The sequence below is a fragment of the Ruegeria sp. BB10 genome, assembly GCF_056535725.1.
The window spans coordinates 1,155,126-1,177,699 of sequence record NZ_JBQFIW010000001.1; the positions used below are offsets into that span (position 1 = coordinate 1,155,126).

At 57.2% G+C, this 22,574-nt stretch carries 23 protein-coding genes and 1 tRNA gene; 14 read left to right on the forward strand and 10 right to left on the reverse strand.

The features are described 5' to 3' along the window. Positions 1-92: 92 nt before the first annotated feature. From ACR3EP_RS05770 to lexA, 6 genes are all read left to right on the forward strand, one after another. Entirely contained in the window at positions 93-674 is a 582-nt protein-coding gene (locus ACR3EP_RS05770) for an anthranilate synthase component II (RefSeq protein ID WP_170348824.1), read from the forward strand. Continuing rightward, positions 671-1,690 carry an anthranilate phosphoribosyltransferase gene (gene trpD, locus ACR3EP_RS05775; RefSeq protein ID WP_480636769.1) on the forward strand — a complete coding sequence of 340 codons (1,020 nt, stop codon included), beginning with the start codon at positions 671-673 and terminating at the stop codon, positions 1,688-1,690. The genes ACR3EP_RS05770 and trpD overlap by 4 nt, the downstream gene beginning before the upstream one ends. Beyond that, entirely contained in the window at positions 1,687-2,499 is an 813-nt protein-coding gene (trpC, locus tag ACR3EP_RS05780; protein ID WP_170348826.1) for an indole-3-glycerol phosphate synthase TrpC, read from the forward strand. Before trpD ends, trpC begins: the two co-directional genes overlap by 4 nt. Beyond that, the gene (gene moaC / locus ACR3EP_RS05785) at positions 2,499-2,972 is read left to right on the forward strand and encodes a cyclic pyranopterin monophosphate synthase MoaC (RefSeq protein ID WP_170348827.1); all 474 of its coding nucleotides are present in this window, start codon (positions 2,499-2,501) and stop codon (positions 2,970-2,972) included. Before trpC ends, moaC begins: the two co-directional genes overlap by 1 nt. Further along, positions 2,969-4,141: a molybdopterin molybdotransferase MoeA gene (locus ACR3EP_RS05790; protein WP_480636771.1), complete on the forward strand. Its 1,173-nt coding sequence runs from the start codon at positions 2,969-2,971 to the stop codon at positions 4,139-4,141. Before moaC ends, ACR3EP_RS05790 begins: the two co-directional genes overlap by 4 nt. Positions 4,142-4,219: 78 nt before the next feature. Further along, positions 4,220-4,918 carry a transcriptional repressor LexA gene (lexA, locus tag ACR3EP_RS05795; protein ID WP_170348829.1) on the forward strand — a complete coding sequence of 233 codons (699 nt, stop codon included), beginning with the start codon at positions 4,220-4,222 and terminating at the stop codon, positions 4,916-4,918. Here the strand turns inward: lexA and ACR3EP_RS05800 are convergent. Then, a complete protein-coding gene (locus ACR3EP_RS05800) occupies positions 4,912-6,963 on the reverse strand; it encodes a ComEC/Rec2 family competence protein (protein WP_480636773.1) in 2,052 nt (683 codons plus the stop codon). The two genes, lexA and ACR3EP_RS05800, sit on opposite strands and share 7 nt — an antisense overlap. 78 nt (positions 6,964-7,041) lie before the next feature. Here ACR3EP_RS05800 and gltX point away from each other — a divergent pair, with 78 nt between their 5' ends. Next, on the forward strand, positions 7,042-8,442 hold the full coding sequence (gltX, locus tag ACR3EP_RS05805) for a glutamate--tRNA ligase (protein WP_480636775.1): 1,401 nt from the start codon (positions 7,042-7,044) through the stop codon (positions 8,440-8,442). Positions 8,443-8,561: 119 nt separating this feature from the next. Beyond that, the gene (gene gltA / locus ACR3EP_RS05810) at positions 8,562-9,857 is read left to right on the forward strand and encodes a citrate synthase (RefSeq protein WP_170348831.1); all 1,296 of its coding nucleotides are present in this window, start codon (positions 8,562-8,564) and stop codon (positions 9,855-9,857) included. A 48-nt stretch (positions 9,858-9,905) separates the two neighbouring features. Here gltA and ACR3EP_RS05815 read toward each other — a convergent pair whose 3' ends face one another. Continuing rightward, positions 9,906-10,970 carry a PA0069 family radical SAM protein gene (locus ACR3EP_RS05815; protein WP_480636777.1) on the reverse strand — a complete coding sequence of 355 codons (1,065 nt, stop codon included), beginning with the start codon at positions 10,968-10,970 and terminating at the stop codon, positions 9,906-9,908. A gap of 290 nt (positions 10,971-11,260) precedes the next feature. Here ACR3EP_RS05815 and ACR3EP_RS05820 point away from each other — a divergent pair, with 290 nt between their 5' ends. Together ACR3EP_RS05820 and ACR3EP_RS05825 are read left to right on the forward strand one after the other, a co-directional pair. Next, entirely contained in the window at positions 11,261-11,959 is a 699-nt protein-coding gene (locus tag ACR3EP_RS05820) for a corrinoid protein (protein ID WP_170348833.1), read from the forward strand. A gap of 89 nt (positions 11,960-12,048) precedes the next feature. Then, positions 12,049-12,714: a DUF1638 domain-containing protein gene (locus ACR3EP_RS05825; protein ID WP_226688398.1), complete on the forward strand. Its 666-nt coding sequence runs from the start codon at positions 12,049-12,051 to the stop codon at positions 12,712-12,714. A gap of 6 nt (positions 12,715-12,720) precedes the next feature. On the opposite strand, the gene ACR3EP_RS05830 is transcribed toward ACR3EP_RS05825, so the two are convergent. Beyond that, positions 12,721-13,131, reverse strand: coding sequence for a SufE family protein (locus tag ACR3EP_RS05830; protein WP_170375491.1), 411 nt, complete (start codon positions 13,129-13,131; stop codon positions 12,721-12,723). Between the two features lie 139 nt (positions 13,132-13,270). Here ACR3EP_RS05830 and ACR3EP_RS05835 point away from each other — a divergent pair, with 139 nt between their 5' ends. Continuing rightward, complete coding sequence (locus ACR3EP_RS05835) at positions 13,271-13,798, forward strand: hypothetical protein (protein ID WP_170514415.1); 528 nt, start codon at positions 13,271-13,273, stop codon at positions 13,796-13,798. Between the two features lie 6 nt (positions 13,799-13,804). Here the strand turns inward: ACR3EP_RS05835 and rnd are convergent, their stop codons facing one another. The 3 genes from rnd to purM all read right to left on the reverse strand — a co-directional run bounded on the left by rnd (position 13,805) and on the right by purM (position 16,713). After that, entirely contained in the window at positions 13,805-14,962 is a 1,158-nt protein-coding gene (rnd, locus tag ACR3EP_RS05840; RefSeq protein WP_480636780.1) for a ribonuclease D, read from the reverse strand. 111 nt (positions 14,963-15,073) lie between these two features. Continuing rightward, positions 15,074-15,670, reverse strand: a complete 597-nt coding sequence (gene purN / locus ACR3EP_RS05845) for a phosphoribosylglycinamide formyltransferase (RefSeq protein WP_480636782.1) — start codon at positions 15,668-15,670, stop codon at positions 15,074-15,076. Beyond that, positions 15,667-16,713 carry a phosphoribosylformylglycinamidine cyclo-ligase gene (gene purM / locus ACR3EP_RS05850; protein ID WP_480636784.1) on the reverse strand — a complete coding sequence of 349 codons (1,047 nt, stop codon included), beginning with the start codon at positions 16,711-16,713 and terminating at the stop codon, positions 15,667-15,669. The genes purN and purM overlap by 4 nt, the downstream gene beginning before the upstream one ends. 107 nt (positions 16,714-16,820) lie before the next feature. Between purM and ACR3EP_RS05855 the strand changes: the two genes are divergently transcribed. Continuing rightward, positions 16,821-16,897 (forward strand) — tRNA-Ile (locus ACR3EP_RS05855). A 410-nt stretch (positions 16,898-17,307) separates the two neighbouring features. On the opposite strand, the gene ACR3EP_RS05860 is transcribed toward ACR3EP_RS05855, so the two are convergent. The 4 genes from ACR3EP_RS05860 to ACR3EP_RS05875 all read right to left on the reverse strand — a co-directional run bounded on the left by ACR3EP_RS05860 (position 17,308) and on the right by ACR3EP_RS05875 (position 20,047). Continuing rightward, the gene (locus ACR3EP_RS05860) at positions 17,308-17,478 is read right to left on the reverse strand and encodes a hypothetical protein (RefSeq protein ID WP_170348840.1); all 171 of its coding nucleotides are present in this window, start codon (positions 17,476-17,478) and stop codon (positions 17,308-17,310) included. 258 nt (positions 17,479-17,736) lie between these two features. Further along, a complete protein-coding gene (locus ACR3EP_RS05865; protein ID WP_170348841.1) occupies positions 17,737-17,997 on the reverse strand; it encodes a hypothetical protein in 261 nt (86 codons plus the stop codon). Between the two features lie 295 nt (positions 17,998-18,292). Next, a complete protein-coding gene (locus ACR3EP_RS05870; RefSeq protein ID WP_480636786.1) occupies positions 18,293-19,003 on the reverse strand; it encodes an aspartate/glutamate racemase family protein in 711 nt (236 codons plus the stop codon). A 126-nt stretch (positions 19,004-19,129) separates the two neighbouring features. Further along, a complete protein-coding gene (locus ACR3EP_RS05875) occupies positions 19,130-20,047 on the reverse strand; it encodes a LysR family transcriptional regulator (protein ID WP_480636788.1) in 918 nt (305 codons plus the stop codon). Between the two features lie 100 nt (positions 20,048-20,147). Here ACR3EP_RS05875 and ACR3EP_RS05880 point away from each other — a divergent pair, with 100 nt between their 5' ends. Both ACR3EP_RS05880 and ACR3EP_RS05885 read left to right on the forward strand, forming a co-directional pair. Continuing rightward, entirely contained in the window at positions 20,148-21,281 is a 1,134-nt protein-coding gene (locus ACR3EP_RS05880; protein ID WP_480636790.1) for an enolase C-terminal domain-like protein, read from the forward strand. Further along, positions 21,278-22,528, forward strand: coding sequence for an NAD(P)/FAD-dependent oxidoreductase (locus ACR3EP_RS05885; protein WP_480636791.1), 1,251 nt, complete (start codon positions 21,278-21,280; stop codon positions 22,526-22,528). Before ACR3EP_RS05880 ends, ACR3EP_RS05885 begins: the two co-directional genes overlap by 4 nt. Positions 22,529-22,574 lie beyond the last annotated feature (46 nt).

The window sequence follows — 22,574 nt, forward strand, 5'->3', positions numbered from 1 at the left end:
CGCGCAAGCCTGAGCATGTATGTCCCGACATTATACCGTGGCTCGGGGCTGCATCGCCAGCCCGAAATGCCCAAGCCGAGACAAGTGCCCAAATGCTGCTGCTGATCGACAACTACGACTCGTTTACTTACAACCTGGTACATTATTTAGGCGAACTTGGCGCCGAGATGGTCATTCGGCGGAATGACGCCTTGGACGTTCAGGAAGCCATGGCCATGAACCCATCCGGCATCCTGCTCAGCCCCGGCCCCTGTGATCCGGATCAGGCCGGTATTTGCTTGGCCTTGACCGAAGCAGCGGCTGAAACGAAAACGCCGCTGATGGGAGTCTGTCTTGGCCATCAGACTATCGGACAGGCCTTTGGCGGCGACGTCATCCGCTGCCACGAAATCGTACATGGCAAAATGGGAACGATGCACCACTCCGGAAAAGGTGTGTTTGCCGGGCTGCCCTCGCCATTTGAGGCGACCCGCTATCATTCTTTGGTGGTCGACCCCAACACCCTGCCCGACTGTCTTGAGGTCACGGCAGAGCTGGAAGACGGCACCATTATGGGTCTGCAGCACAAAGAATTGCCGATTCACGGCGTTCAGTTCCACCCGGAATCCATCGCCTCCGAGCATGGTCATGCCCTGCTCAAGAATTTCCTGTCTGAGATGAAAGTTCCCGCATGAGCGACGCTCTGAAACCGCTGATCGGAGCCGCCGCCGACCGGCCTCTGACCCGTGCCGAAGCCGAACAGGCCTTTGGTATCTTGTTTGACGGTGAAGCCACGCCCAGCCAGATCGGTGGCCTGCTGATGGCCATGCGCACCCGTGGCGAAACGGTCGAGGAATACGCCGCGGCCGCCGCCGTGATGCGCGCCAAGTGCAATGCCGTCACCGCGCCCGACGGTGCAATGGATATCGTCGGAACCGGAGGCGACGGCAAAGGCACGCTCAATATCTCAACCGCCACGGCATTTGTTGTCGCTGGTGCCGGTGTCACCGTGGCCAAGCATGGCAATCGCAACCTCAGCTCAAAATCCGGGGCAGCGGATGCCTTGGGTCAGTTGGGGATCAACGTCATGGTTGGCCCGGAAACTGTTGAGAACGCTTTGAAAGAGGCCGGTATCGGCTTTATGATGGCCCCGATGCACCACCCAGCCATTGCGCATGTCATGCCCTCGCGGCAAGAGCTTGGAACACGCACAATTTTCAACATTCTCGGCCCTTTGACGAACCCTGCGGGCGTCAAACGCCAATTGACCGGAGCCTTCAGCCGCGACCTGATACGCCCAATGGCCGAAACGCTTGGTCTGCTGGGGTCTGACCGCGCCTGGCTGGTACACGGATCAGACGGGACCGATGAGCTGACCATCACTGGCATCAGTTGGGTCGCAGCACTAGAGGATGGTGGCGTTAAGGAGGTGGAACTTCACCCCGAAGACGCGGGCCTACCGGTTCATCCGTTCGAGGATATCATCGGCGGAACACCCGAAGAAAATGCTGTCGCCTTCCGCGCACTGCTGGACGGGCAGCCCTCGGCCTATCGCGATGCGGTTCTGTTGAACTCTGCCGCCGCGCTGGTGGTTGCAGACGCCGCAACAGATTTGCGGGATGGTGTCGAAAAAGCCGTCGAAAGCATCGACAGCGGAAAAGCCAAAGAAAAAATCGCGGTTCTGGCCCGCATGACTCAGGAGACCGCATGACCGAGACGGTACTGGACAAGATCAAAGCCTATAAGCTGGAAGAAATAGCTGCAGACAAGGCTGAGAAGTCCTTGGAAAAACTGGAAAGTGAGGCACGTTTTGCATCCGAAGTGCGCGGCTTTGCCGAAAGCTTGCGGAAAGCGACCCGCAAGGGGTATGGCCTGATCGCCGAGGTCAAAAAGGCCAGCCCCTCCAAGGGGTTGATCCGCGCCGATTTCGACCCGCCTGCATTGGCCAAGGCGTATGAAGAAGGCGGTGCAGCCTGTCTGTCTGTACTGACCGACACGCCTAGCTTCCAAGGCGCCAAGGAATACTTGACCGAGGCACGCGCAGCAACGTCGCTGCCAGCCCTGCGTAAGGATTTCATGTACGACCCTTATCAAGTGGTCGAAGCGCGCGCTTTGGGTGCCGATTGCATTCTAATCATCATGGCCTCGGTCGAAGATGGTCAGGCGGCCGAGCTGGAACAAACGGCCTTTGACTGGGGGATGGACGTTCTTATCGAAGTTCACGACGAGGCTGAACTGGAACGTGCGACCCAACTGAAAAGCCCATTGATCGGGATAAACAACCGTAATCTCAAGACCTTCGAGACCACACTTGATACCACGCGCCGTCTGTCGAAACTGGTTCCTGGCGGTCGGACGATTGTCTGTGAAAGCGGTCTGAGTACACCCGAAGACCTGGCCGATATCGCCCGTTATGGCGCGCGGTGTTTCCTGATTGGGGAAAGCCTGATGCGTCAGGATGATGTCACCGCCGCCACCCGGCAATTGCTGGCAAACCCGCTGATCCCCGGAGTGATGTGATGCCTCTGACCCATTTCGATGCACAGGGACAGGCCCATATGGTCGACGTCTCGGACAAGGCTGTTACTGACCGCGTCGCGGTGGCGGCTGGCCACATCAAGATGGCAAAGGAAACCTTTGATTTAATTTCAGAAGGACGCGCCAAAAAGGGCGACGTATTGGGTATTGCGCGGCTGGCAGGCATCATGGGAGCGAAGAAAACACCCGACCTAATCCCGCTATGCCACCCCTTGCCAGTCACAAAGGTTGCGGTTGAGTTGACCCTGAACCCTGATTTGCCGGGCGTACAGATTGAAGCCACCGTCAAGACCGCAGGCCAGACCGGGGTTGAGATGGAGGCGTTGACTGCGGTCTCAACCGCGGCGCTGACTGTGTATGACATGACCAAGGCAGTCGATAAGGCGATGGAGATCGGCGGTATCCGGGTCCTGCTGAAAGATGGCGGTAAATCAGGCCGTTACGAGGCGAGATGATTACGGTCGAAGAAGCCCGGTCGCTACTGTTTGATCTTGTTTCCCCGCTAAACGCCGAAACAGTTCCGCTTGCCGAATCTGCTGGCCGCGTGCTGGCGGGAGACCTCAGCGCCACGCGCGATCAACCGCCATTTGCAGCCTCTTCCATGGACGGTTATGCGCTGAAGTCGACCGAAGTCGAACAACACGCCATGTTCAAAGTAGTTGGCGAATCCGCTGCCGGGCGTCGTTTTGAAGGCACCGTAGGCCCCGGTCAGGCCGTTCGTATCTTTACCGGCGCTCCGGTGCCGGAAGGTGCTGATTTCGTTGTTATTCAAGAAGATACGGAACGGCGCGGGGATTTGCTTACAATCACCGACGATCCCGGACTGAAAACAAATATCCGACCTGCAGGTGTCGACTTTACCGTCGGCACCAAGATCAGCGCCCCGCGCCTTTTGCGCCCTGAAGACGTTGCGCTGTTGGCAGCAATGAATATTGCAACAGTGCCGGTCAGACGCAAACCCGTGGTCGCATTGATTTCGACCGGAGATGAACTGGTTATGCCCGGTGAGATCCCAGGCCCGGATCAAATCATCGCTTCGAACACTTTTGGCCTGAAAGCCATGCTAGAGAATGCCGGTGCACATGTGCGAATTCTACCGATCGCGCGCGATACTGTCGCGTCCTTAGAAACGGCGTTTGGGCTGGCAAGTGGCGCCGATCTAGTCGTGACAATCGGGGGTGCCTCGGTCGGAGAATACGATCTGGTCGGGGACGTTTCTCAGAAATTGGGGATGGAGCGGTCGTTCTACAAAATCCGCATGCGCCCCGGGAAACCCCTGATGGCGGGTCAGTTGGGTGACACAGCGATGGTTGGGCTGCCGGGAAATCCCGTGAGTGCAATGGTTTGCGGTTATCTCTTCCTGATCCCCATGTTGCGTCACATGTTGGGCATCGAACAAGCCCTGACCCCGTTTCGCCAGGCCAAGCTGGCCGAGCCCATCGGCAAAAACGGCACACGCGAACATTATATGCGAGCTGTCCTCGGTGAGGATGGCATTCGCGCCTGTGCCGATCAGGACAGCTCGCTTCTCAGCGTTCTGGCGCAGGCCAACGCGCTTTTGGTACGTGAGCCGAATGATCCGGCGCGCCCCGCGGGGGATGAGGTTCTGTACCTGCCGATATAGGCCACGCTCAAATCCGTTGACACAAAACGTGAACATGCGTAGAACAAAAGAAAACGCATGACCGACGAGGTGTGAGCAATGCTGACCAAGAAACAGTTGGATTTGTTGGAATTCATCCACAAACGCGTTCAGGCGGACGGTGTTCCGCCCAGTTTCGACGAAATGAAGGCCGCGCTGGATTTACGGTCGAAGTCCGGGATTCATCGCCTGATCACTGCGCTGGAAGAACGTGGCTTTATTCGTCGCCTTGCCCACCGGGCGCGCGCGATTGAGATCGTGAAGCTGCCCGAGAGTCTCGGCGGCGAACCAACAGCCGCTTTCAAACCTCGCGTGATTGAAGGCGACAGGCCCGAAGGTCCCCGCCCGGCGAATTTCGAACCGGTCACTGTAGATGCCTTGGAATTGCCGGTCATGGGCCGTATCGCCGCTGGTGTTCCGATTGAAGCGATCAGCCACGTATCGCATCGTGTGGCGGTCCCGGGCAGCATGGTTTCGGGCAAAGGCGAACATTACGCGCTTGAGGTACGTGGCGACTCGATGATCGATGCCGGTATCAATGACGGCGATGTCGTGGTGATCCGTGAAACTCGGGTTGCCGATAATGGCGATATCGTCGTGGCTCTGGTCGAAGATCAGGAAGCGACCCTGAAACGCTTTTTTCGCCGTGGCAATGCTATCGCGCTTGAGGCTGCGAACCCCGCCTATGAAACCCGCGTTCTGCCCGAGGACAAGGTCAAGGTGCAAGGACGGCTGGTCGGGTTGATCCGCAGCTACTGATTCCGTTTGAAATTGCGGTTCTCGGCGATAGCCGGGGACCACAGGCGATGGCCGATTGCCTCTCGGCTGGTTGTTATGCGTCCTTTTGAAAACGCCAAGCTTCCGGTTTCTTTCAGGCGGTTCGGATCGAAAAGACCGCAATCCCCGTTCAGGTTCAACTCAACTGCAGACACCACGATCTGGTTTGATTGGCATTCTTCAAACCCTTGAGCCGCACGTTTTCCGGTGATGTGAATCACTTCCTTGCCCTGCCAATCAAAGCGCTGAACAGCGTTTTCTGCATCAGGCCATCGGCTGGCCGCCTTCTTCTGATCTGCCCCGTCACCGTCGTTTTCCAACCATACCGTAGCGATGAAACCGCTGCCTTTTTCTTTGCTCAGCGCGCGGCCATGTTCAGTCATGACACCCACCAACCCGCCTGAATCCGCGATCAGAACCTCGGGTCTTTGCCCCTGCCCCCACGACAAAAATGCGGACGCAACCGGGATAATCCCAATCCATTTTGCGCGGCCCTGCCACAGCGCCAGCCACAACGCCCCCAGCGCAAACATGGGCAACACGTAATGCGGCGGAATAACGACATAGCCTTGCGCGCCATCTAAGTTTGACACCTTGTCTGAAACGATCAGAATCCACTCCAACCCCAGACCCATGACATTCAATGCGACCGCCTCTAGCCCGAAAGGGGTCAGCAATGCCGCGACAAAGGCGGCGGGCACCACAATCGTGCCCATTACCGGGACCGAGAGCATATTGGCCAGCAACCCATAGTGTGACATCGTGTTGAAATGCGCCGCCCCGATAGGTGCGGTCGCAAGCCCTGCAATCGCCGAGGACAACAGCAAGCCGGTCACCGGTTTCAGCCATTTTGGACCGGGCATTGGGCCATAGTCCTGCAACCGTCCAAACACCGCGACAAGCGCCGTGGTGGCTGCAAAGGACATCTGGAAGCCTGGGCTCAACAATGTTTCTGGCCGTAGAATCAACACGATTAGGGCAGCCACGGCCACGGCGCGCAAAGAAATCGCACGGCGGTCGATCAGGATCGCCCCCAGCATTACGCTGGCCATGACGAAAGCGCGTTCCGTTGCAACATTGCCACCGGACAACAGCAGGTAGATGACGGCCGCGATCAACGCACAAACTGCTGCCAACTTGCGGACGGGCAACCTTAAGGCCACTGAAGGGATGGCTGATAAGCCCAACCGAAACACCAGAAAAACGAACCCCGTCAGCAACCCCATGTGAAGGCCCGAGATCGCCAGCAAATGCGCTAGGTTCGAGGCCCGCAGGGATTTTAACGTCTCTTGCCCCATGCCACTGCGATCTCCGGTTGTAACGGCGGCTGCGAACCCACCGATCTCACCAGGCAGGATCGCACGTACCCTTTCCGAGATGGCCATACGCCAGGCAGTTACCCGGACCCCTTCGGTCGCGTCAGTTGCGGGGGCAATGGTCATCACCGGCACCCGGGTATAGCCAACCGCGCCCAGCCCTTGAAACCAGGCATGACGGCGGAAATCAAACCCACCGGGTTCAACCGGACCTTGCGGCGGTGAGAGATGCCCGGTGGTCATGATCCTTTGCCCAGGCGCCAGGGAAATCGGCGCTCCGTGCAGTGAAAGCCGGACGCGCTGCGGTCTGCGGTTTGCGGGCACATCCCCTATGCGCACCCGATCCAGCGTGACCCGCAACGCGTCCGACGCAGAGCGATCCATGGCTACGACCCGCCCCTCGATCGGGCCGTAGTAACGCCAGGACAGGACCGGCTCTGCGACCGTATGGGCTCGGGCGCCGGCCAGTATAAAACCGGACGCGATCAGCGCGCCCCCCGTTGCCAACGCAGCCCAGCCAGTGCGCCGCGTGCGGCCAACCCAGACCAGCAACGTGATCCCAAGTAGAAGACAGGCATAGACCTGCCATTCCGGTTCAAACCGAAGGCTGAAATAGAGGCCGATGCCAACTGCCAGACAAATCGGAGACCACTGGAACAAATACCCTGTCTGGTTCAGCAAAGCGGCGTCGACCCGTACCAGAACACGCATGGTTGCCCCCGTCCTTCGGGCTCGTTAGACAGACGCCAAACTATGCCCGACACGGTTACCAAAAGGTTAATCCATACAATGTCCGATCAGGTCGTCACCCGTTTCGCCCCCTCGCCCACCGGTTTTTTGCATATCGGCGGTGCCCGCACTGCGTTGTTCAACTGGCTCTATGCTCGTGGTCGTGGCGGTAAGTTCCTGCTGCGGATCGAAGACACGGATCGCGAACGCTCGACGCCTGAGGCGACAGCCGCAATTCTGCAAGGCATGGAATGGCTTGGCCTAGATCACGATGGTGATGTAATCAGCCAGTTTGAGGGTGCCACACGCCATGCCGAGGTCGCTCACCAGCTTCTGGCCGAAGGTAAAGCCTATAAGTGTTTTTCAACCCAGGATGAAATTGCAGCCTTTCGTGAGCAGGCTCGGGCCGACGGCAAGTCCACGCTGTTTCGCAGCCCTTGGCGTGACGCTGATCCGGCCACCCATCCCGATGCACCTTTTGTAATCCGTATCAAGGCCCCACAGGACGGCGCCACCGTGATCCGCGATCAGGTGCAGGGCGAAGTGACCATTCGCAACGATCAGCTGGACGACATGGTCCTTTTGCGCTCGGACGGAACACCAGTTTATATGCTGGCTGTGGTGGTGGATGATCACGACATGGGCGTGACGCACGTTATCCGGGGTGACGATCACCTCAACAACGCCGCTCGCCAGATGATGATCTACGAGGCGATGGGTTGGGACGTTCCGGTATGGGCACATATCCCGCTGATTCACGGACCAGACGGTAAGAAACTGTCGAAGCGTCACGGTGCCTTGGGCGCACAGGAATATCAGGCGATGGGCTATCCTGCCGCTGGCATGCGCAACTATCTCGCGCGTTTGGGCTGGAGCCACGGCGACGATGAGTTTTTTACCGACGAGCAGGCCAAAGAGTGGTTTGATTTGGACGGAATCGGCAAAAGTCCGGCCCGCTTTGATCTGAAAAAGCTTGAGAATCTCTGCGGTCAGCATATCGCGACGTCTGATGATGCTGCGCTGCGGCATGAAATCGAAGCTTATCTGGATGCGGCGGGCCTTCCTGCTCTCACTCAGACACAATCTAGTGTTCTTGAACGTGCAATGTATTGTCTGAAGGATCGCGCCCGAACCTTCCCGGAATTGCTTGAAAAAGCACACTTTGCGCTGATTTCCCGCCCGATTGAGCCGGATGAGAAAGCGGCAAAAGCACTGCAAACAGTATCCGACGGTATACTAAGTGAATTGACGCCGCATGTGCAAAATGCTAGCTGGTTGCGGAACGAACTGGAGGAAACCCTCAATGCCTTTGCAGAAGCGAAAGGCATCAAGTTCGGCAAGCTGGCTGGGCCCTTGCGGGCGGCTTTGGCGGGTCGGGCAGTGACTCCTTCGGTGTTTGACATGATGCTTGTGCTGGGGCGTGAAGAAACCTTGGCACGGCTTTCCGACGCAGCAAAATAACCCTGGCTTAATATTCAGGTAACGCTGCTTCGTTACGACCGGTCAACACTTTGGTGTGTGACCGCTGACCGCGCGCAGGCCGCTCACCCGGCGTGCTCATGAACGAAGAAGGGACAACGATGACCGACAGCAAAAAAACAGCCACTCTTACCGTACATGGTGAAAATTACGAGTTGCCGGTTCACTCGCCAACCGTTGGCCCGGATGTGATCGACATTCGCAAACTGTACAGTGATGCGGGTGTGTTCACCTATGATCCGGGCTTCACCTCGACAGCCAGCTGCGACAGCACCATCACCTATATTGACGGCGATAAGGGTGAACTGTTGCACCGCGGCTATCCGATCGACCAACTGGCCGAGAAATCGCACTTCCTCGAAGTGTGCTACCTGTTGCTGTACGGAGAGCTGCCAGTCGCAAAAGATCTGGAGAAGTTCGAGACCACGATCACTCGCCACACCATGATGCACGAACAGATGCAGTATTTCTATCGCGGGTTCCGTCGCGATGCGCATCCTATGGCAATCATGGTTGGCGTCGTCGGTGCAATGTCGGCTTTCTATCATGACTCGACAGATATTCATGACCCTCGTCAGCGCGAGATTGCGTCGCACCGTCTGATCGCCAAGATGCCGACCATCGCAGCCTGGGCATACAAGTATCACACCGGTCAGCCCTTCGTGTATCCGCGCAACGACCTGGACTATGCGTCGAACTTCCTACGCATGTGCTTCAGCGTTCCGGCTGAAGAGTATGATGTTAACCCGATCCTCAGCCGCGCGATGGACCGCATCTTTACCCTGCATGCGGATCATGAACAGAACGCTTCGACCTCGACCGTGCGTCTGGCCTCAAGCTCGGGTGCGAACCCGTTTGCCTGTATCGCGGCCGGTATCGCCTGTCTGTGGGGTCCGGCCCATGGTGGCGCCAACCAGGCCTGTCTGGAGATGCTGGAAGAGATCGGTTCAGTGGATCGCATCCCTGAATACATTGCCCGCGCCAAGGACAAGGATGATCCGTTCCGCCTGATGGGCTTTGGCCACCGCGTCTACAAGAACTTTGACCCGCGCGCCAAGGTGATGAAGCAATCCGCTGACGAAGTGCTGGATCTGTTGGGCATCGAAGACAATCCAAAACTGCAGGTCGCCAAAGAGCTTGAGCGAGAAGCGCTGGAAGATCCGTATTTCGCCGAGAAAAAGCTGTTCCCTAATGTGGACTTCTATTCGGGCATCATCCTCGAGGCGATGGGTTTCCCAACCTCGATGTTCACGCCGATCTTCGCCCTGTCGCGCACCGTTGGCTGGGTCAGCCAATGGAAAGAGATGATCGCCGATCCACAGAACAAGATCGGTCGTCCGCGCCAGCTGTATCTGGGCGAAACCATGCGTGATTACGTGGATATCGAAAACCGCTGATTGCAGCGTTGAAATGCTTAAGCCCCGGACCTGCGTCCGGGGCTTCTTTTATAGTAGGCTCAACTGATCGCCGATCTGAGCCGGGCGGGCAAACAGGTCGCATCGCAGGGGCGATGTCCGCGTTACAAGGCCCAGGCGCTTGACCGCCAAGGCAAACCGTTTGGCAATCAGCCCAGCATATTCACCCTCACCCCGCATCCGGTGGCCCCAGCGCGGGTCATAGTCCCTGCCCCCGTGCATTTCTCGCAGCTTGGACATGATCTTTTCCGCCCGCGCGGGTTCGTGATCCTGCAACCACTCCTGCCACAACGTCGATACTTCACGCGGCAAGCGCAACATGATCCAACTGGCAGCATCCGCCCCCGCCTCACGCCCCGCCTCAAGCAGGTGTTCCAACTCATGATCCGTCAGACCAGGCACTATGGGAGACGTCATGACCCGAACCGGCACCGCAGCTTCAGTCAAGCGGCGTATCATGGCCAATCGGCGCTGTGGTGAGGGCGCGCGCGGCTCCATCCGACGGGACAGATTAGCATCCAGAGTGGTCAGGGATATCCCGACCCGCACCAACCCTTGCTGAGCCATGTGCGCCAGGATGTCCAAGTCCCGTTCGACCAAGGCCCCCTTGGTGACGATGGCGATGGGGTGATTGAATTCTTGCAGAACCGACAGGCAGCCTCTTGTAATCGCAAGGGTTTTCTCAATCGGTTGGTAAGGGTCCGTGTTGGTACCCAAGGCAATGGGTGCAACCTTGTACCCTTTGGCCGACAACTCCTTGCGCAGGATATCCGCTGCGTTTGGCCGCGCGATCAGGCGGGTTTCGAAATCCAGCCCCGGCGATAGCCCGAGATAGGCATGGGTCGGGCGGGCGAAACAGTAGACACAACCATGCTCACACCCGCGATACGGGTTGATCGAGCGATCAAACGGCAAATCCGGCGAACGGTTATAGGTAATCAGGCTGCGCGCGACCTCGTCCCGAACATCGGTTCGCAAAGGCGGCAGGTCCTCGTCGATATCCCAGCCATCGTCGCAAGGGATGGTGTCGAATTGTTCGAACCGTCCAGTGGTATTTGTGGCGGCTCCTCGGCCGCGAATATGCAGTGCAACCATATTTGTTCTCGTTATGTTCCTTTGATTGGGTATAACGGCAATCCCGAATACTCGCAAGCACAGCATTCGAGGCCGCGCAGGTATCAACCGCGTGGTTATCCACCAGTAAAATGAACCAGATGCAGGATCATCTTGCAGATAATTCTGTCGAGAGACGCGAAAATTTGACGTATAGGTCGGTCCCGAAACGACTGAGGTCGCAATCGTCACAGTCAAACTGCGACGTTTTGGCCAAAACGGAAAAAATGCCACCACGGGCCTATGGCTCGCACAGCTCAGGGAAACGCCCCATGTCTGAAGAAGAAGACATCGTCCTGTCCGAACTGAATGACGACGAACTTGTCGAGCAGATGTTCGACGATCTTTATGACGGCCTGAAAGAAGAGATCGAAGAAGGTGTGAACATCCTGCTTGAACGCGGATGGACGCCTTACGACATCCTGACCAAGGCTCTGGTCGGTGGCATGACCATCGTGGGCCACGACTTCCGCGACGGTATTCTTTTCGTGCCCGAGGTTCTGTTGGCTGCAAACGCCATGAAGGGCGGTATGTTTATCCTCAAGCCGCTGCTGGCCGAAACCGGCGCACCGCGCGTGGGTAAGATGGTGATCGGCACCGTCAAAGGCGACATCCACGACATCGGCAAGAACCTTGTGTCGATGATGATGGAGGGCGCTGGCTTTGAGGTGGTCGATATCGGCATCAACAACCCGGTTGAAAACTATCTGGAAGCGCTTGAAACCGAAGAGCCGGATATTCTGGGCATGTCCGCCCTGCTGACCACGACCATGCCTTACATGAAGGTCGTGATCGACACGCTGGTCGAACAAGGTAAACGCGAAGACTATATCGTTCTGGTTGGCGGCGCGCCGCTGAACGAGGAATTCGGCAAAGCCATCGGTGCGGATGCTTATTGCCGTGACGCAGCCGTTGCGGTTGAAACCGCCAAGGATTTCGTCTCGCGCAAGCACAACCAACTGGCCGGTTAACCGGACGCGCAGGTTATTCTGGGGCCGTCCGGGTTTCGGGCGGCCTTTTTTGTTACACTGACAGTCGCGTAGAATCCGAGAAGCACCCAATGCAGCAAGATAAATTGCCAGACGATGCCAGCCTGACGACCAAGGGCTACGAATCCGGTGAGCACGGGCGCATCCTGCTGTTGGCCTGTGGCGCGCTGGCGCGTGAGATTCTGGACCTGAAGCAACGCAATGGCTGGGATCACATGGCGCTGACCTGCCTGCCCGCGATTTTTCACATCCAACCTGACAAGATCATTCCGGCAGTACAAGAGGCCGTCGCCAAACACCGTGACGACTATGACCAGATCTTTGTGGTCTATGCCGATTGCGGAACGGGTGGCCTGCTGCAGCAAGCCTGCGAAGACCTGGGCGTCGAGATGGTCAAAGGCCCCCATTGTTATTCCTTCTTCGAAGGAAATCAGGCGTTTGAAGCACATGGTGATGAGGAAACCACCGCCTTTTACCTGACGGACTTTCTAGCCCGGCAGTTTGATGCCTTTGTATGGAAACCGCTGGGGCTGGACCGACACCCCGAGTTGCTTAGCATGTATTTCGGCAACTACACCAAGCTGGTCTATCAAGCGCAAATCGACGATCCGGACCTGACGGCCCGTGCTCGTGAATGTGCCGAGCGGATGGGTTTGAAATTCGAACGTCGCCTGACCGGCTATGGCGATTTGGAAACCACCCTGACCGATTGGGCAAAACGTAAGCCGAGAGCCTGAATAGCGTCAGGCGTTTTCCTGCGCCACTTCGCGGATACGATCAATCATTGCCCGCAACCCGTTCGATCGCTGAGCAGACAGGTGATCGTTCAGTCCCAAGCGCGCCAGCTCTCCGCCTGCGTCTACCTTGGGAACTTCGCTGACGGGCAACCCGTTATACAAGGAACGCAGCACCGCGATCAGGCCACGTACGATCAGCGCATCGCTGTCCCCGTCGAACCGGAAAACCCGATCTTCGATGATCGGGTGCAACCAGACCTGGCTTGCGCAGCCATGGACCTTGGTGGCCGGCACCTTTAGTGCGTCCTCCAGCGGCTCCATCGCTTTGCCCTGGTCGATGACGTGGCGGTACCGGTCTTCCCAGTCCTCCAGAAACTCGAAATCCTCGACGATCTCTTCAAAGGCAGGCGTTGCCATGTCGCGGCGGTCCTTTCGTTGCAATCACAATTGTGAACTATGCCTCTGATCTATGCCTGTCCACCCCCCTACGCGGCTTTTCAATCAACAGAAATTGCGATAACCCATTGCTGGACTTACAGCTCTGGACGTTGGGACCATGCAAAAATCGTTTACTGTTCTCTTGGTGGCTACCCTGGCCCTGTCTGCCTGCAACAGCTGGCGCGAGTCACGGGTGAACCCGTCCAACTGGTTCGGTTCAAGCACGTCAGCCCCGCCGCCGGAAACAGCGACCTATGACGCCAACGCTCTTGTGCCCGAAACAAGGGAAGGCGGTGGGTTGTTCTCAAGGCCAACCCCCGAGGATACAAGCGTTCCGATCGCCAAGATTGATGAATTGAGGATTGAGCCGACCCCGAACGGTGCAATCGTCTACGCCTCGGGGACGGCAATCCGGCAAGGTGCTTATGACGCCCGACTAGTTCGCGTGGACAGTGAAGAAAACCAGAAGAACGGCGTTTTGGAGTTCACTTTCCGGGTAACCTATCCCGCGCGCGCAACGAATACGGGAACAGAACGGTCTCGAATGGTGTCCGACGCCATCAATATCAGCAAAAAAGACTTGGAAAATACCCGTCTGGTGCGGGTTGTAGGACAGCAGAACGCATTGGAATCGCGGCGCCGTTAATCGGCGCTACAGCGATACAACTTTGACGTTCTGACCTTTGGCCGCCAGCGCGATTTTACCTTCACACAGTTTCAAGGCGTCTTCGCCGAACACCTCAAACCGCCAACCTGACATCGCAGGCAGTTCCCGCTCACCCGCTGCAATCTGATCCAATTCCGAGCTGGTGGCTATCAGTTTGGCTGCCACGCCAGAGCTTTCGGTTTTCGATTTCAGCAAAACCCGCAGCAAATCCGCCAGCGCCGGGTTCACCTTCAGTTTGTCTCTGCTGTTGTCGACTTGCGGCAGCTGATCCGCAGGGCAATTCACCCCTTTTTTGACGGCGCTTAGAATACCATCGGCAATCGCGCCCTTTCGGGCCTCGCGCAGCAACAAGCGCGAGCCGCCCAGATCCGAGGGCGATTTGGGCTTGGTTGATGCCAGCTCGATCAGCGCATCATCCTTGAAGACCCGGCTGCGCGGAACATTGTTTTCCTGCGCGTAAGCCTCACGAAACTGCGCCAATTCCCGCACCACGGCCAGAAATTTGGCGGAATTCGTCCGGGTCTTTACACGTTTCCATGCATCTTTGGGGTGAATGTCATAGGTCGCAGGATGGGTCAGCGTGCGCAACTCCTCTGCCACCCAATGACTGCGCTGCGATTTTTGCAATTGTGCTGCGAGATATTCATAGATTTGGCGCAGATGGGTGACATCCGCCAGCGCATAGGTCTTTTGCGCCTCGGATAGCGGGCGGCGGGACCAATCGGTAAACCGCGAGGTCTTGTCGACCCCCTGCTTGCAGATCTTGCGCACCAGCGTTTCATACCCCACCTGCTCACCGAAGCCACAAACCATTGCTGCAACTTGCGTGTCGAACAGCGGTTTCGGAAAGACACCTGCTTCGACCCAGAATATTTCAATATCCTGACGCGCGGCATGGAAGACCTTGACCACATCGTCGTTGCCGAACAGCTCATAAAGTGGGTCCAGAGACAATCCATCAGCCAGCGGATCGACCAGAACCGCGCTGTCCTCATTATCGGACGGAACGGCCAGCTGTATCAGGCAAAGCTTTGAATAGTAGGTCCGTTCGCGCAGAAACTCGGTATCTACGGTGACATAGTCATATTCCGCCGCGGCCTTGCAGAAATCGGCCAGCTCTTGCGTCGTTGTCAGGGTTTTCATGCGCGGTGCTGTTCTTGCTCTTGTTTTCTTCGGCTGATCATCTCTTCCGTACCTAGCCGTAGTGCAGACCATAGGCCGAATTTAACACGCGTGTAAATCACTCTGGGACGTTCAGGGCAGCAACACCGGAGTCCGGTCGCCACTGGCGTAACGGCGCAACACTGCAGGATAAAGTTTATGCTCCAAAACCAGCACACGAGCAGCCAAAGCGTCGGGCGTGTCGCCGGCTTCGATGTTTACCCGTGCCTGCCCCAGGATCGGTCCGTCATCCAGCGCTGCCGTAACCTCGTGAACCGAACATCCATGTTCGGCATCCCCGGCCTCGATCGCGCGGGCATGGGTGTTGAGGCCTTTGTATTTCGGCAGCAGTGAGGGGTGGATATTCAGCATCCGCCCCTGAAAGCGGGAAACGAAATCACCGGTCAGAACACGCATGAACCCCGCAAGACAGACAATATCCGGTTGCGCCTCTTCCAACGGCTTCAACAGCTCTGCTTCAAACGCAGCGCGGTCGCCCTTGAAGGGGCGGTGATCTACCGCAGCCGTCGGGATGCCACGGTCCGCGGCCTTTTTCAGCCCGCCCGCCGTAGCGTCATTCGACAGAACCAGACATGGGCGTGCCGGGTGATCGCCGACCATGCTGTCGACCAGCGACACCATGTTGGACCCACCCCCCGAAATCAGGATGGCGACGCGCTTGTGACTCACAACAGTTTGCCCGAATAGTCCATGCCGGGCGTGTCGGTCACGGTGCCGATGCGCGCAACCGTTTCTCCGGCCTCGGCCAGCAGAGCGGCCAGTTCATCGGCGCTGTCTTCGGCGCAGACGACAATCATGCCGATGCCGCAGTTGAAGGTCTTCAGCATCTCGGCCTCGACGATCCCGCCGGTTTCAACCATCCAGCGGAAGACGGGCGGCAGGACCCAGGCGTTCAAGTCGATCTCCGCACCCAACCCCTCTGGCAGCACGCGCGGCAGGTTTTCGGTCAGACCGCCGCCGGTGATATGGGCCAGCGCGTGTACGCCCCCTGCCCGGATCGCCTGCAGGACGGGTTTCACGTACAACCGCGTCGGCGTCAGCAGCGCCTCACCCAGCGACCCGTCGCCAAAAGGCGATGCGGCATCCCAGCCCAGACCCGAGATTTCAACCAGCTTGCGCACCAGCGAATAGCCGTTGGAATGCACCCCGTTCGAGGCCAGACCCAACAGCACATCGCCCTGCTGTACGCCCGCGGGCAGATTCGCACCACGCTCCATCGCACCAACCGAGAACCCAGCCAGATCGAAATCACCATCGGGATACATGCCGGGCATTTCGGCCGTTTCACCGCCGATCAGGGCGCAACCGGACTGCACACAGCCCTCGGCAATGCCTTCGATGATCCGCGCGGCGGTGTCGGTGTCCAGCTTGCCCGTGGCGAAATAGTCCAGGAAGAACAGCGGCTCGGCCCCCTGACAGATCAGGTCGTTGACGCACATTGCCACCAGGTCGATACCCACACCGTCGACCACTCCGGTATCAATGGCAATCCGCAACTTGGTGCCCACACCGTCGGTCGCGCCCACAAGAATCGGGTCCTGATATCCGGCGTCTTTCAGATCGAACAAGGCACCAAACCCGCCCAGACCGCTCATCACGCCCGAGCGGTTGGTGCGCTTGGCCGCAGGCTTTATCCGGTCGACCAGAGCGTTCCCCGCATCAATATCAACGCCTGCATCGGCATAGGTGATTCCGTTCTTGCCCGTCGTCATGGCCAGCCCCTTATGAATGGTTCCCGCGCGGGTTAGTCGATTGTTGGGCATCTTGCAACGGTCAGGCTTGACGCGGCCGTTCACCGTGATACTCAAAGCGCTCAGGCGGGCCTGTAGCTCAATTGGTTAGAGCAGAGCGCTCATAACGCTTTGGTTGCGGGTTCAAGTCCTGCCGGGCCTACCAAATCACCGCAAAACTGGTTTTCAGAAGGCAAGCAAGGGAACGCTGTTTCTGTGGTTGTTGCGTGATCCAAAGTCGGATCAGACCAAACCAGAACAACACGCATTACTGATAGACCAGAAATCACTTGCCCGGCCGGTCAATCGTATCAAGAAGCTAGATACCCCTAGAACCCAAAGATCCCGCGCTGACCTGAAGGATACTTAAATGGCCTACACTGAGCGCAGTTGGGGAAAAATACGATGCGGATTACCTTAGGAACTGGATTAACAGTGCCCGCGTTGCCCAAATCTGGGATGGCGAGCAACGCGGGCCATAGTCTGGTCAGGGGTTGCCCAGACTAAAGGGACAAAAAGGATACGCGGCAACGCAGGCGCTGGATCACTCGCTGCTTTCGATGCTCAGTAGGATTTCTAATTTGGAGGCTCACCAAAATAACCACCAAGATAGGCTATTACCGAGGCAATTACGCCAATCACGATCACAATAGATATCAATGCGCCGCTACTTCTTGAGTAATAGCCGAGCGTCAAAAGCCCAACGACAAAAATGCCAACTAAAAAATATAATACAGTGTTGTCCATTGCTAATCCCCGACCGCGAAAAACATTTCGTCACTATAAGATAAAAAATCGCCTCAAGTTTAGTGGATACAAAACGCCTTACTCGACTGCAGAGCCTTCACATGCATTCCCTAACCAAAAAAACCGCGTTGTTCGGAGATGTACCTTTATAAACAACGCGGCGACAGTTTGGGGTAGTGTAGGCTATTCGGAGCACGTCAGGGATTGGACCAAATGCCCCGGATTACGATGGCTCCCCATCATTGGGGGGAGGCAACGTCACTCTTTGGGATCAGCCGCTTCGGCTTTTTGGAAAACGGCTAACGTTACAAACAATCCACCAATCAGCAGCATGTGGCCCACCGCTGTTATTCCGAAAACGAAATAGCTGCCAATCATAAGTGAAAAAATTGCACTCCACATCCACGCCAACATCTGCATCAGCATATGCGCTGTAGATAGAGAGTATTTCTTGAGTGGGTTCTTGGTCTCATCCATTACCGAATCCCACGTCGATTTTACGTCGAAACTATTGGTCATGACTTCCTCCCATTACAAAAGGGATACGGGTCGATCGGTGCTTTAGACCAAAAATTTGCATCATCTTATCATCTGCAATATCTCATCCGCGTGATCTGTGATCGCGCGACTGACGTCTCCAAGTGCCGGCACCGGCCACTAGAATATCCTGCAAAGTGAAGAAGATATACTACGGCAATTACGCCAATAAAACCGACTCGAGGTGTCGAATCCGCGTGAAATTCATCGTTTAACTTGCACGGGCACGCAGCGCGTTGAATGGATGCAAAACACGTCGCCGCTCAGCGTTAGCCACTCAGTAAACCGGCGGCCTTAACCCTGCCTGAAACCAGCTGACCAGAGAGACGATGGAATACACCGGCAGCCCCGTCGCCGTTTGAATATCGGCCGCGTAGGGGCACATGTTTGTGCATTCCAGCACCAGCGCGCCGAGGTCGGGATGGGCCTCTTTCATCGCCAGGGCGGCCTCGACATTGTCGGCGCGGGCTTTGTCCACGTGCAGCGTCAGTTCATTATCCAAGATCGCGCGTGTGAACTCCTGCCCTCCTTCGGTCGAGCCGATGGGCGTGCCCTCAGGCACCTGTGCGCTGCGCAGGTGGGCCTCGGTCAGGGTCGAGGCTGAGATCGTCAGCACCCCCGCCCGTTTACCCGCAGGCAATACCCTGTTCACCATTTCGACCTGCATCAGCGAGGATGTGACAACGGGCACCGGGACCGCCTGAGACAGCTCTTTCTGAAACAGCGACAGGAACCCGCAATTGGTGGTGATCCCGTCGACGCCCTCGTCAACCAGCTCGCGCGCGGCATCGACAAAGGCGTCCAGCATCCCCTGCGCTCCACGACGCACCACCAGATCGGGCGAAGCGTTCCGCACGATGCGGTAATGCACCGGAAACGGCCAGGTCAGCGCGTTGCCCATGTCGCCGGGAATGCGGGGAAAGCGTGCGTCCAGCATCAGGATACCCACCGATGCGCCATAAAGTGATTTGCCACCAGTTGCGATCATTCCTCAAACCTTTTCATTTCCGGGCACGTTCTGCAGGGGTCTGTTCGCCATTCGAAACGCGGCGACGTGGGCAGAGTTTGCACAGACCGGATAAAGGTCAATAGGCAAAAACTGAGCGCTTGGTATTCAAACGCTGTCGCCGCCATGCGCGTTGGTGGAAAAAGACGCCATCGCGGGCACAAGTTGGTCCAGAAACTCTCGCGCGATGGTCGACAAAGGACGCCCTTTGGCTGTGATGATCGCCAGTTCCAAAGTCACCGCAGGCCGGAATGGGCAGGTCTGATATCCGCGCTCAGTATCAAAGGCGACGGTAAAGGGGTCGATGACTGCAACCCCCATGCCCTGTTTGACAAAGCTCAGCAGGTTTTCGGACAGATGTGTATGAATTTGCGTGCGCCAAGTCCGGTGCGCCGCTTGAAAAACATCCCGTGTCCCACGATAGGTCTGATGCTCGGGGCCCATCACGATAAAGGGCTCGTTCTCTAGCAACTCAGGGGTCAGCACGTCGTATTGGGCCAAATGGCTGCCTTCGGGAAATGTGGCCACGGTTTCAAAGCGGAACACCTGAGCATTGAGCGTATCGTGCAGAATTGGTACCTCGACAATGCCTACCTCGAACAGGCCCGAGATCACCCATTCCTGAATCTTGGACGAGTATTGCGATTGAAAACTGACCGACAGATTGGGGCGGCTGGCGGCGAAGCGCGCGATTTCCCGTGGCATGAATCCAAACGACAGCATGTGCGGTGCGGCCACTTGCAGCTGACCGGGATGTTTGTTCTGCAAATCCGTCACGGCCTGCGCCACGTGATCCAACCCGCGTACGACGGTGTCCACCTCGCGGTACAGCAAATCAGCTTCGGGGGTTGGTAACAGACGGCCCTTGTTGCGTTCAAACAGCGGCAGACGAGCTTCGCGTTCTAGCTGAGCCAGAAGATTACTGATCCCGGGTTGTGATATCCCCAGAACCGAAGCCGCCCCAGTCACCGTTCCCGTCTCCATAATCGCGTGAAACGCCTGCAATTGCCGAAACCTTAGAGACATTGACTTACTCACATCATTTTTTCTGATACCCTTGCCACAATATAGTATTTGAAATGATATAGCTATCGCGGCACGGTTCCCCTGAACGACCGGAGGACCAATGACCGACTTGAACCAAACCATCACAGGGTTTGACCTTTGGCACCTTGAGCTGCCTGTTACATCACGGCGTGATCATGGAATCGGCTCGGTCGAAGGCAGCTGCGAAATTGTGATCTTGCGCCTGACCTCAGAGGGCGGATCAGAAGGATTTGGCGAAGCGTCGCCATGGTCGGTTTTTACCGGTACACCCGAAGCAACTTACGCAGCGCTGGATCGTTATATCCGGCCGTTGGCTGTCGGGTCACGTGTGGCAGATCGGGCTGGGATCATGGCCAAGGCCGCCTATGCCGTCGCACATTGCACCGAGGCCAAGGCCGCACTGGAAACCGCCTTGCTGGATCTGACAGGGCGTATCAGCGGCGTGCCGGTCTGGGCACTGATGGGTGGCAAATCCCGGGACTCGATTCCGCTGAGTTGTTCGATCGCCAATCCTGATTTCGCGCAGGACATTACGCTACTCGAGCAATTGCGCGAGGACGGGGTTCGCATCGTCAAGCTGAAGACCGGGTTCAAGGACCATGCGTTCGACATCATGCGGCTTGAACATCTGGCGCAACATTGCCCCGAGTTTTCTGTGCGCGTGGATTACAATCAAGGTCTGTCTATCGAGGATGCTCCTGCTCAGGTACGCGATGTTGCTCAATTCAAACCCGATTTCATCGAACAACCAGTGCGGGCGCATCACTATGGCGTGATGGCCAAACTGCGAGGTCAGATCGACCTGCCCTTGCTGGCCGACGAAAGCGTGTTTGGCCCCGAGGATATGGAGCGTGCCGCGCGAGAAGGCATATGCGATGGCGTGTCGGTCAAGATCATGAAGTCCGGTGGGCTTAGCCGGGGTCAGACTGTGGCCCGCATCGCTGCGGCTCATGGGCTCAGCTCCTATGGTGGAGATATGTTCGAGGCTGGTCTGGCGCATCTGGCCGGAACCCACATGATCGCTGCAACACCCGAAATAAAGCTGGGATGCGAGTTCTATCAGGCATCGTATTTCCTGAAAGAAGACATTCTGGAAGACCCGTTCGTGGTACAGAACGGACAAGTCATCGTGCCGGACATGCCCGGGATTGGTGGCCGACCGGACCTGGACAAGCTGAACCACTATGCCGTGGCCAAGGCGGTGGTAGCATGAGTGAGCGCAAGACCATTGCCATAATCGGTGCCGGTATTGTTGGCGTGTCCACAGCGGTCTGGCTGCAACGTGACGGGCATGACGTCATATTGATCGACAAGGCTGGACCTGGCGAGGGTACGTCGCACGGCAATGGCGGGGTTCTGGCATCCTGCTCGATCATTCCAGTCACAGTTCCGGGGCTGCTGCAAAAGGCCCCGAGGATGTTGTTTGATCCGTCCCAGCCACTGTTCTTGAAATGGGGATACGTGCCCAAGCTGTTGCCATGGCTACTGCGCTATCTGAAACATGCCAACGCGAGTGACGTTGAACGCATTGCTGCTGCGCTGACGCCTATTGTCGGCGATAGCCTGAATGACCATAAGGCGCTGGCGCACGGCACCGGGGCCGAGAAGTGGATTGTCCCGTCCGACTATCTGTTCCTTTACGAAAACCGGAAACATTTTGAGAATGATGCACTTGGCTGGGACATCCGGCGCAAGCATGGTTTTGCGTGGGACGAATTAGAAGGCGAAGCCTTTCATGCCTATGACCCGATTTTCAGCAAAGACCTCGGGTTTGCCGCCCGGCTTGCCGATCATGGCCACATCACTGATCCGGGGCGCTATGTCAAAGATCTGGCCGCCCATGTCGAGGACAATGGAGGCAAAGTTATACGCGCCGCAGTCGAAGACGTGGTTCGGGACAACGGCAAAGTTACAGGTGTACACACAGGCGGTACAACCATCCCCTGCGACACAGCGATTATAACGGCGGGGGTCTGGTCCGGCCCCTTGGCTGACCAGCTGGGCATTTCTGTTCCTCTTGAAAGCGAACGCGGGTATCATCTTGAATTAGTGGAACCTTCCGCGATGCCGAAAAGCCCGGTTATGGTAGCGTCAGGCAAATTCGTCGCCACTCCGTTAGAGGGTCGCATCCGTCTGGCCGGGATTGTCGAGTTCGGCGGGTTGGACGCGCCGCCCTCGAAGGCGCCGTTCGAATTAATGCGCAAGAATGCCCGGGCGGCTTTTCCGGGTGTGACATGGAAGGATGAAGTGGAATGGATGGGGCACCGGCCCGCACCCGCAGATTCGATACCGGTTATCGGTGAAGTTCCGGGGATTGACGGCGCGTATATGGGTTTTGGCCACCATCACATCGGTCTGACGGGCGGGCCGAAAACAGGGCGTCTTTTGGCGCAAATGATCGCGGGCAGACTTCCGAACACGGATGTCAGCGTTTACGCCCCGTCGCGATACGCAAATTAGCAAAGCCGGTGAACAACACCGGCAGAATCAATACCAACTGGGAGAC

Coding starts and splice junctions, on each gene's coding strand:
- ACR3EP_RS05770 (WP_170348824.1), top strand. CDS start 93: ATGCTGCTGCTGATCGACAACTACGACTCGTTTACTTACAACCTGGTA.
- trpD (WP_480636769.1), top strand. CDS start 671: ATGAGCGACGCTCTGAAACCGCTGATCGGAGCCGCCGCCGACCGGCCT.
- trpC (WP_170348826.1), top strand. CDS start 1,687: ATGACCGAGACGGTACTGGACAAGATCAAAGCCTATAAGCTGGAAGAA.
- moaC (WP_170348827.1), top strand. CDS start 2,499: ATGCCTCTGACCCATTTCGATGCACAGGGACAGGCCCATATGGTCGAC.
- ACR3EP_RS05790 (WP_480636771.1), top strand. CDS start 2,969: ATGATTACGGTCGAAGAAGCCCGGTCGCTACTGTTTGATCTTGTTTCC.
- lexA (WP_170348829.1), top strand. CDS start 4,220: ATGCTGACCAAGAAACAGTTGGATTTGTTGGAATTCATCCACAAACGC.
- ACR3EP_RS05800 (WP_480636773.1), bottom strand. CDS start 6,963: ATGCGTGTTCTGGTACGGGTCGACGCCGCTTTGCTGAACCAGACAGGG.
- gltX (WP_480636775.1), top strand. CDS start 7,042: ATGTCCGATCAGGTCGTCACCCGTTTCGCCCCCTCGCCCACCGGTTTT.
- gltA (WP_170348831.1), top strand. CDS start 8,562: ATGACCGACAGCAAAAAAACAGCCACTCTTACCGTACATGGTGAAAAT.
- ACR3EP_RS05815 (WP_480636777.1), bottom strand. CDS start 10,970: ATGGTTGCACTGCATATTCGCGGCCGAGGAGCCGCCACAAATACCACT.
- ACR3EP_RS05820 (WP_170348833.1), top strand. CDS start 11,261: ATGTCTGAAGAAGAAGACATCGTCCTGTCCGAACTGAATGACGACGAA.
- ACR3EP_RS05825 (WP_226688398.1), top strand. CDS start 12,049: ATGCAGCAAGATAAATTGCCAGACGATGCCAGCCTGACGACCAAGGGC.
- ACR3EP_RS05830 (WP_170375491.1), bottom strand. CDS start 13,131: ATGGCAACGCCTGCCTTTGAAGAGATCGTCGAGGATTTCGAGTTTCTG.
- ACR3EP_RS05835 (WP_170514415.1), top strand. CDS start 13,271: ATGCAAAAATCGTTTACTGTTCTCTTGGTGGCTACCCTGGCCCTGTCT.
- rnd (WP_480636780.1), bottom strand. CDS start 14,962: ATGAAAACCCTGACAACGACGCAAGAGCTGGCCGATTTCTGCAAGGCC.
- purM (WP_480636784.1), bottom strand. CDS start 16,713: ATGACGACGGGCAAGAACGGAATCACCTATGCCGATGCAGGCGTTGAT.
- ACR3EP_RS05860 (WP_170348840.1), bottom strand. CDS start 17,478: ATGGACAACACTGTATTATATTTTTTAGTTGGCATTTTTGTCGTTGGG.
- ACR3EP_RS05865 (WP_170348841.1), bottom strand. CDS start 17,997: ATGACCAATAGTTTCGACGTAAAATCGACGTGGGATTCGGTAATGGAT.
- ACR3EP_RS05870 (WP_480636786.1), bottom strand. CDS start 19,003: ATGATCGCAACTGGTGGCAAATCACTTTATGGCGCATCGGTGGGTATC.
- ACR3EP_RS05875 (WP_480636788.1), bottom strand. CDS start 20,047: ATGTCTCTAAGGTTTCGGCAATTGCAGGCGTTTCACGCGATTATGGAG.
- ACR3EP_RS05880 (WP_480636790.1), top strand. CDS start 20,148: ATGACCGACTTGAACCAAACCATCACAGGGTTTGACCTTTGGCACCTT.
- ACR3EP_RS05885 (WP_480636791.1), top strand. CDS start 21,278: ATGAGTGAGCGCAAGACCATTGCCATAATCGGTGCCGGTATTGTTGGC.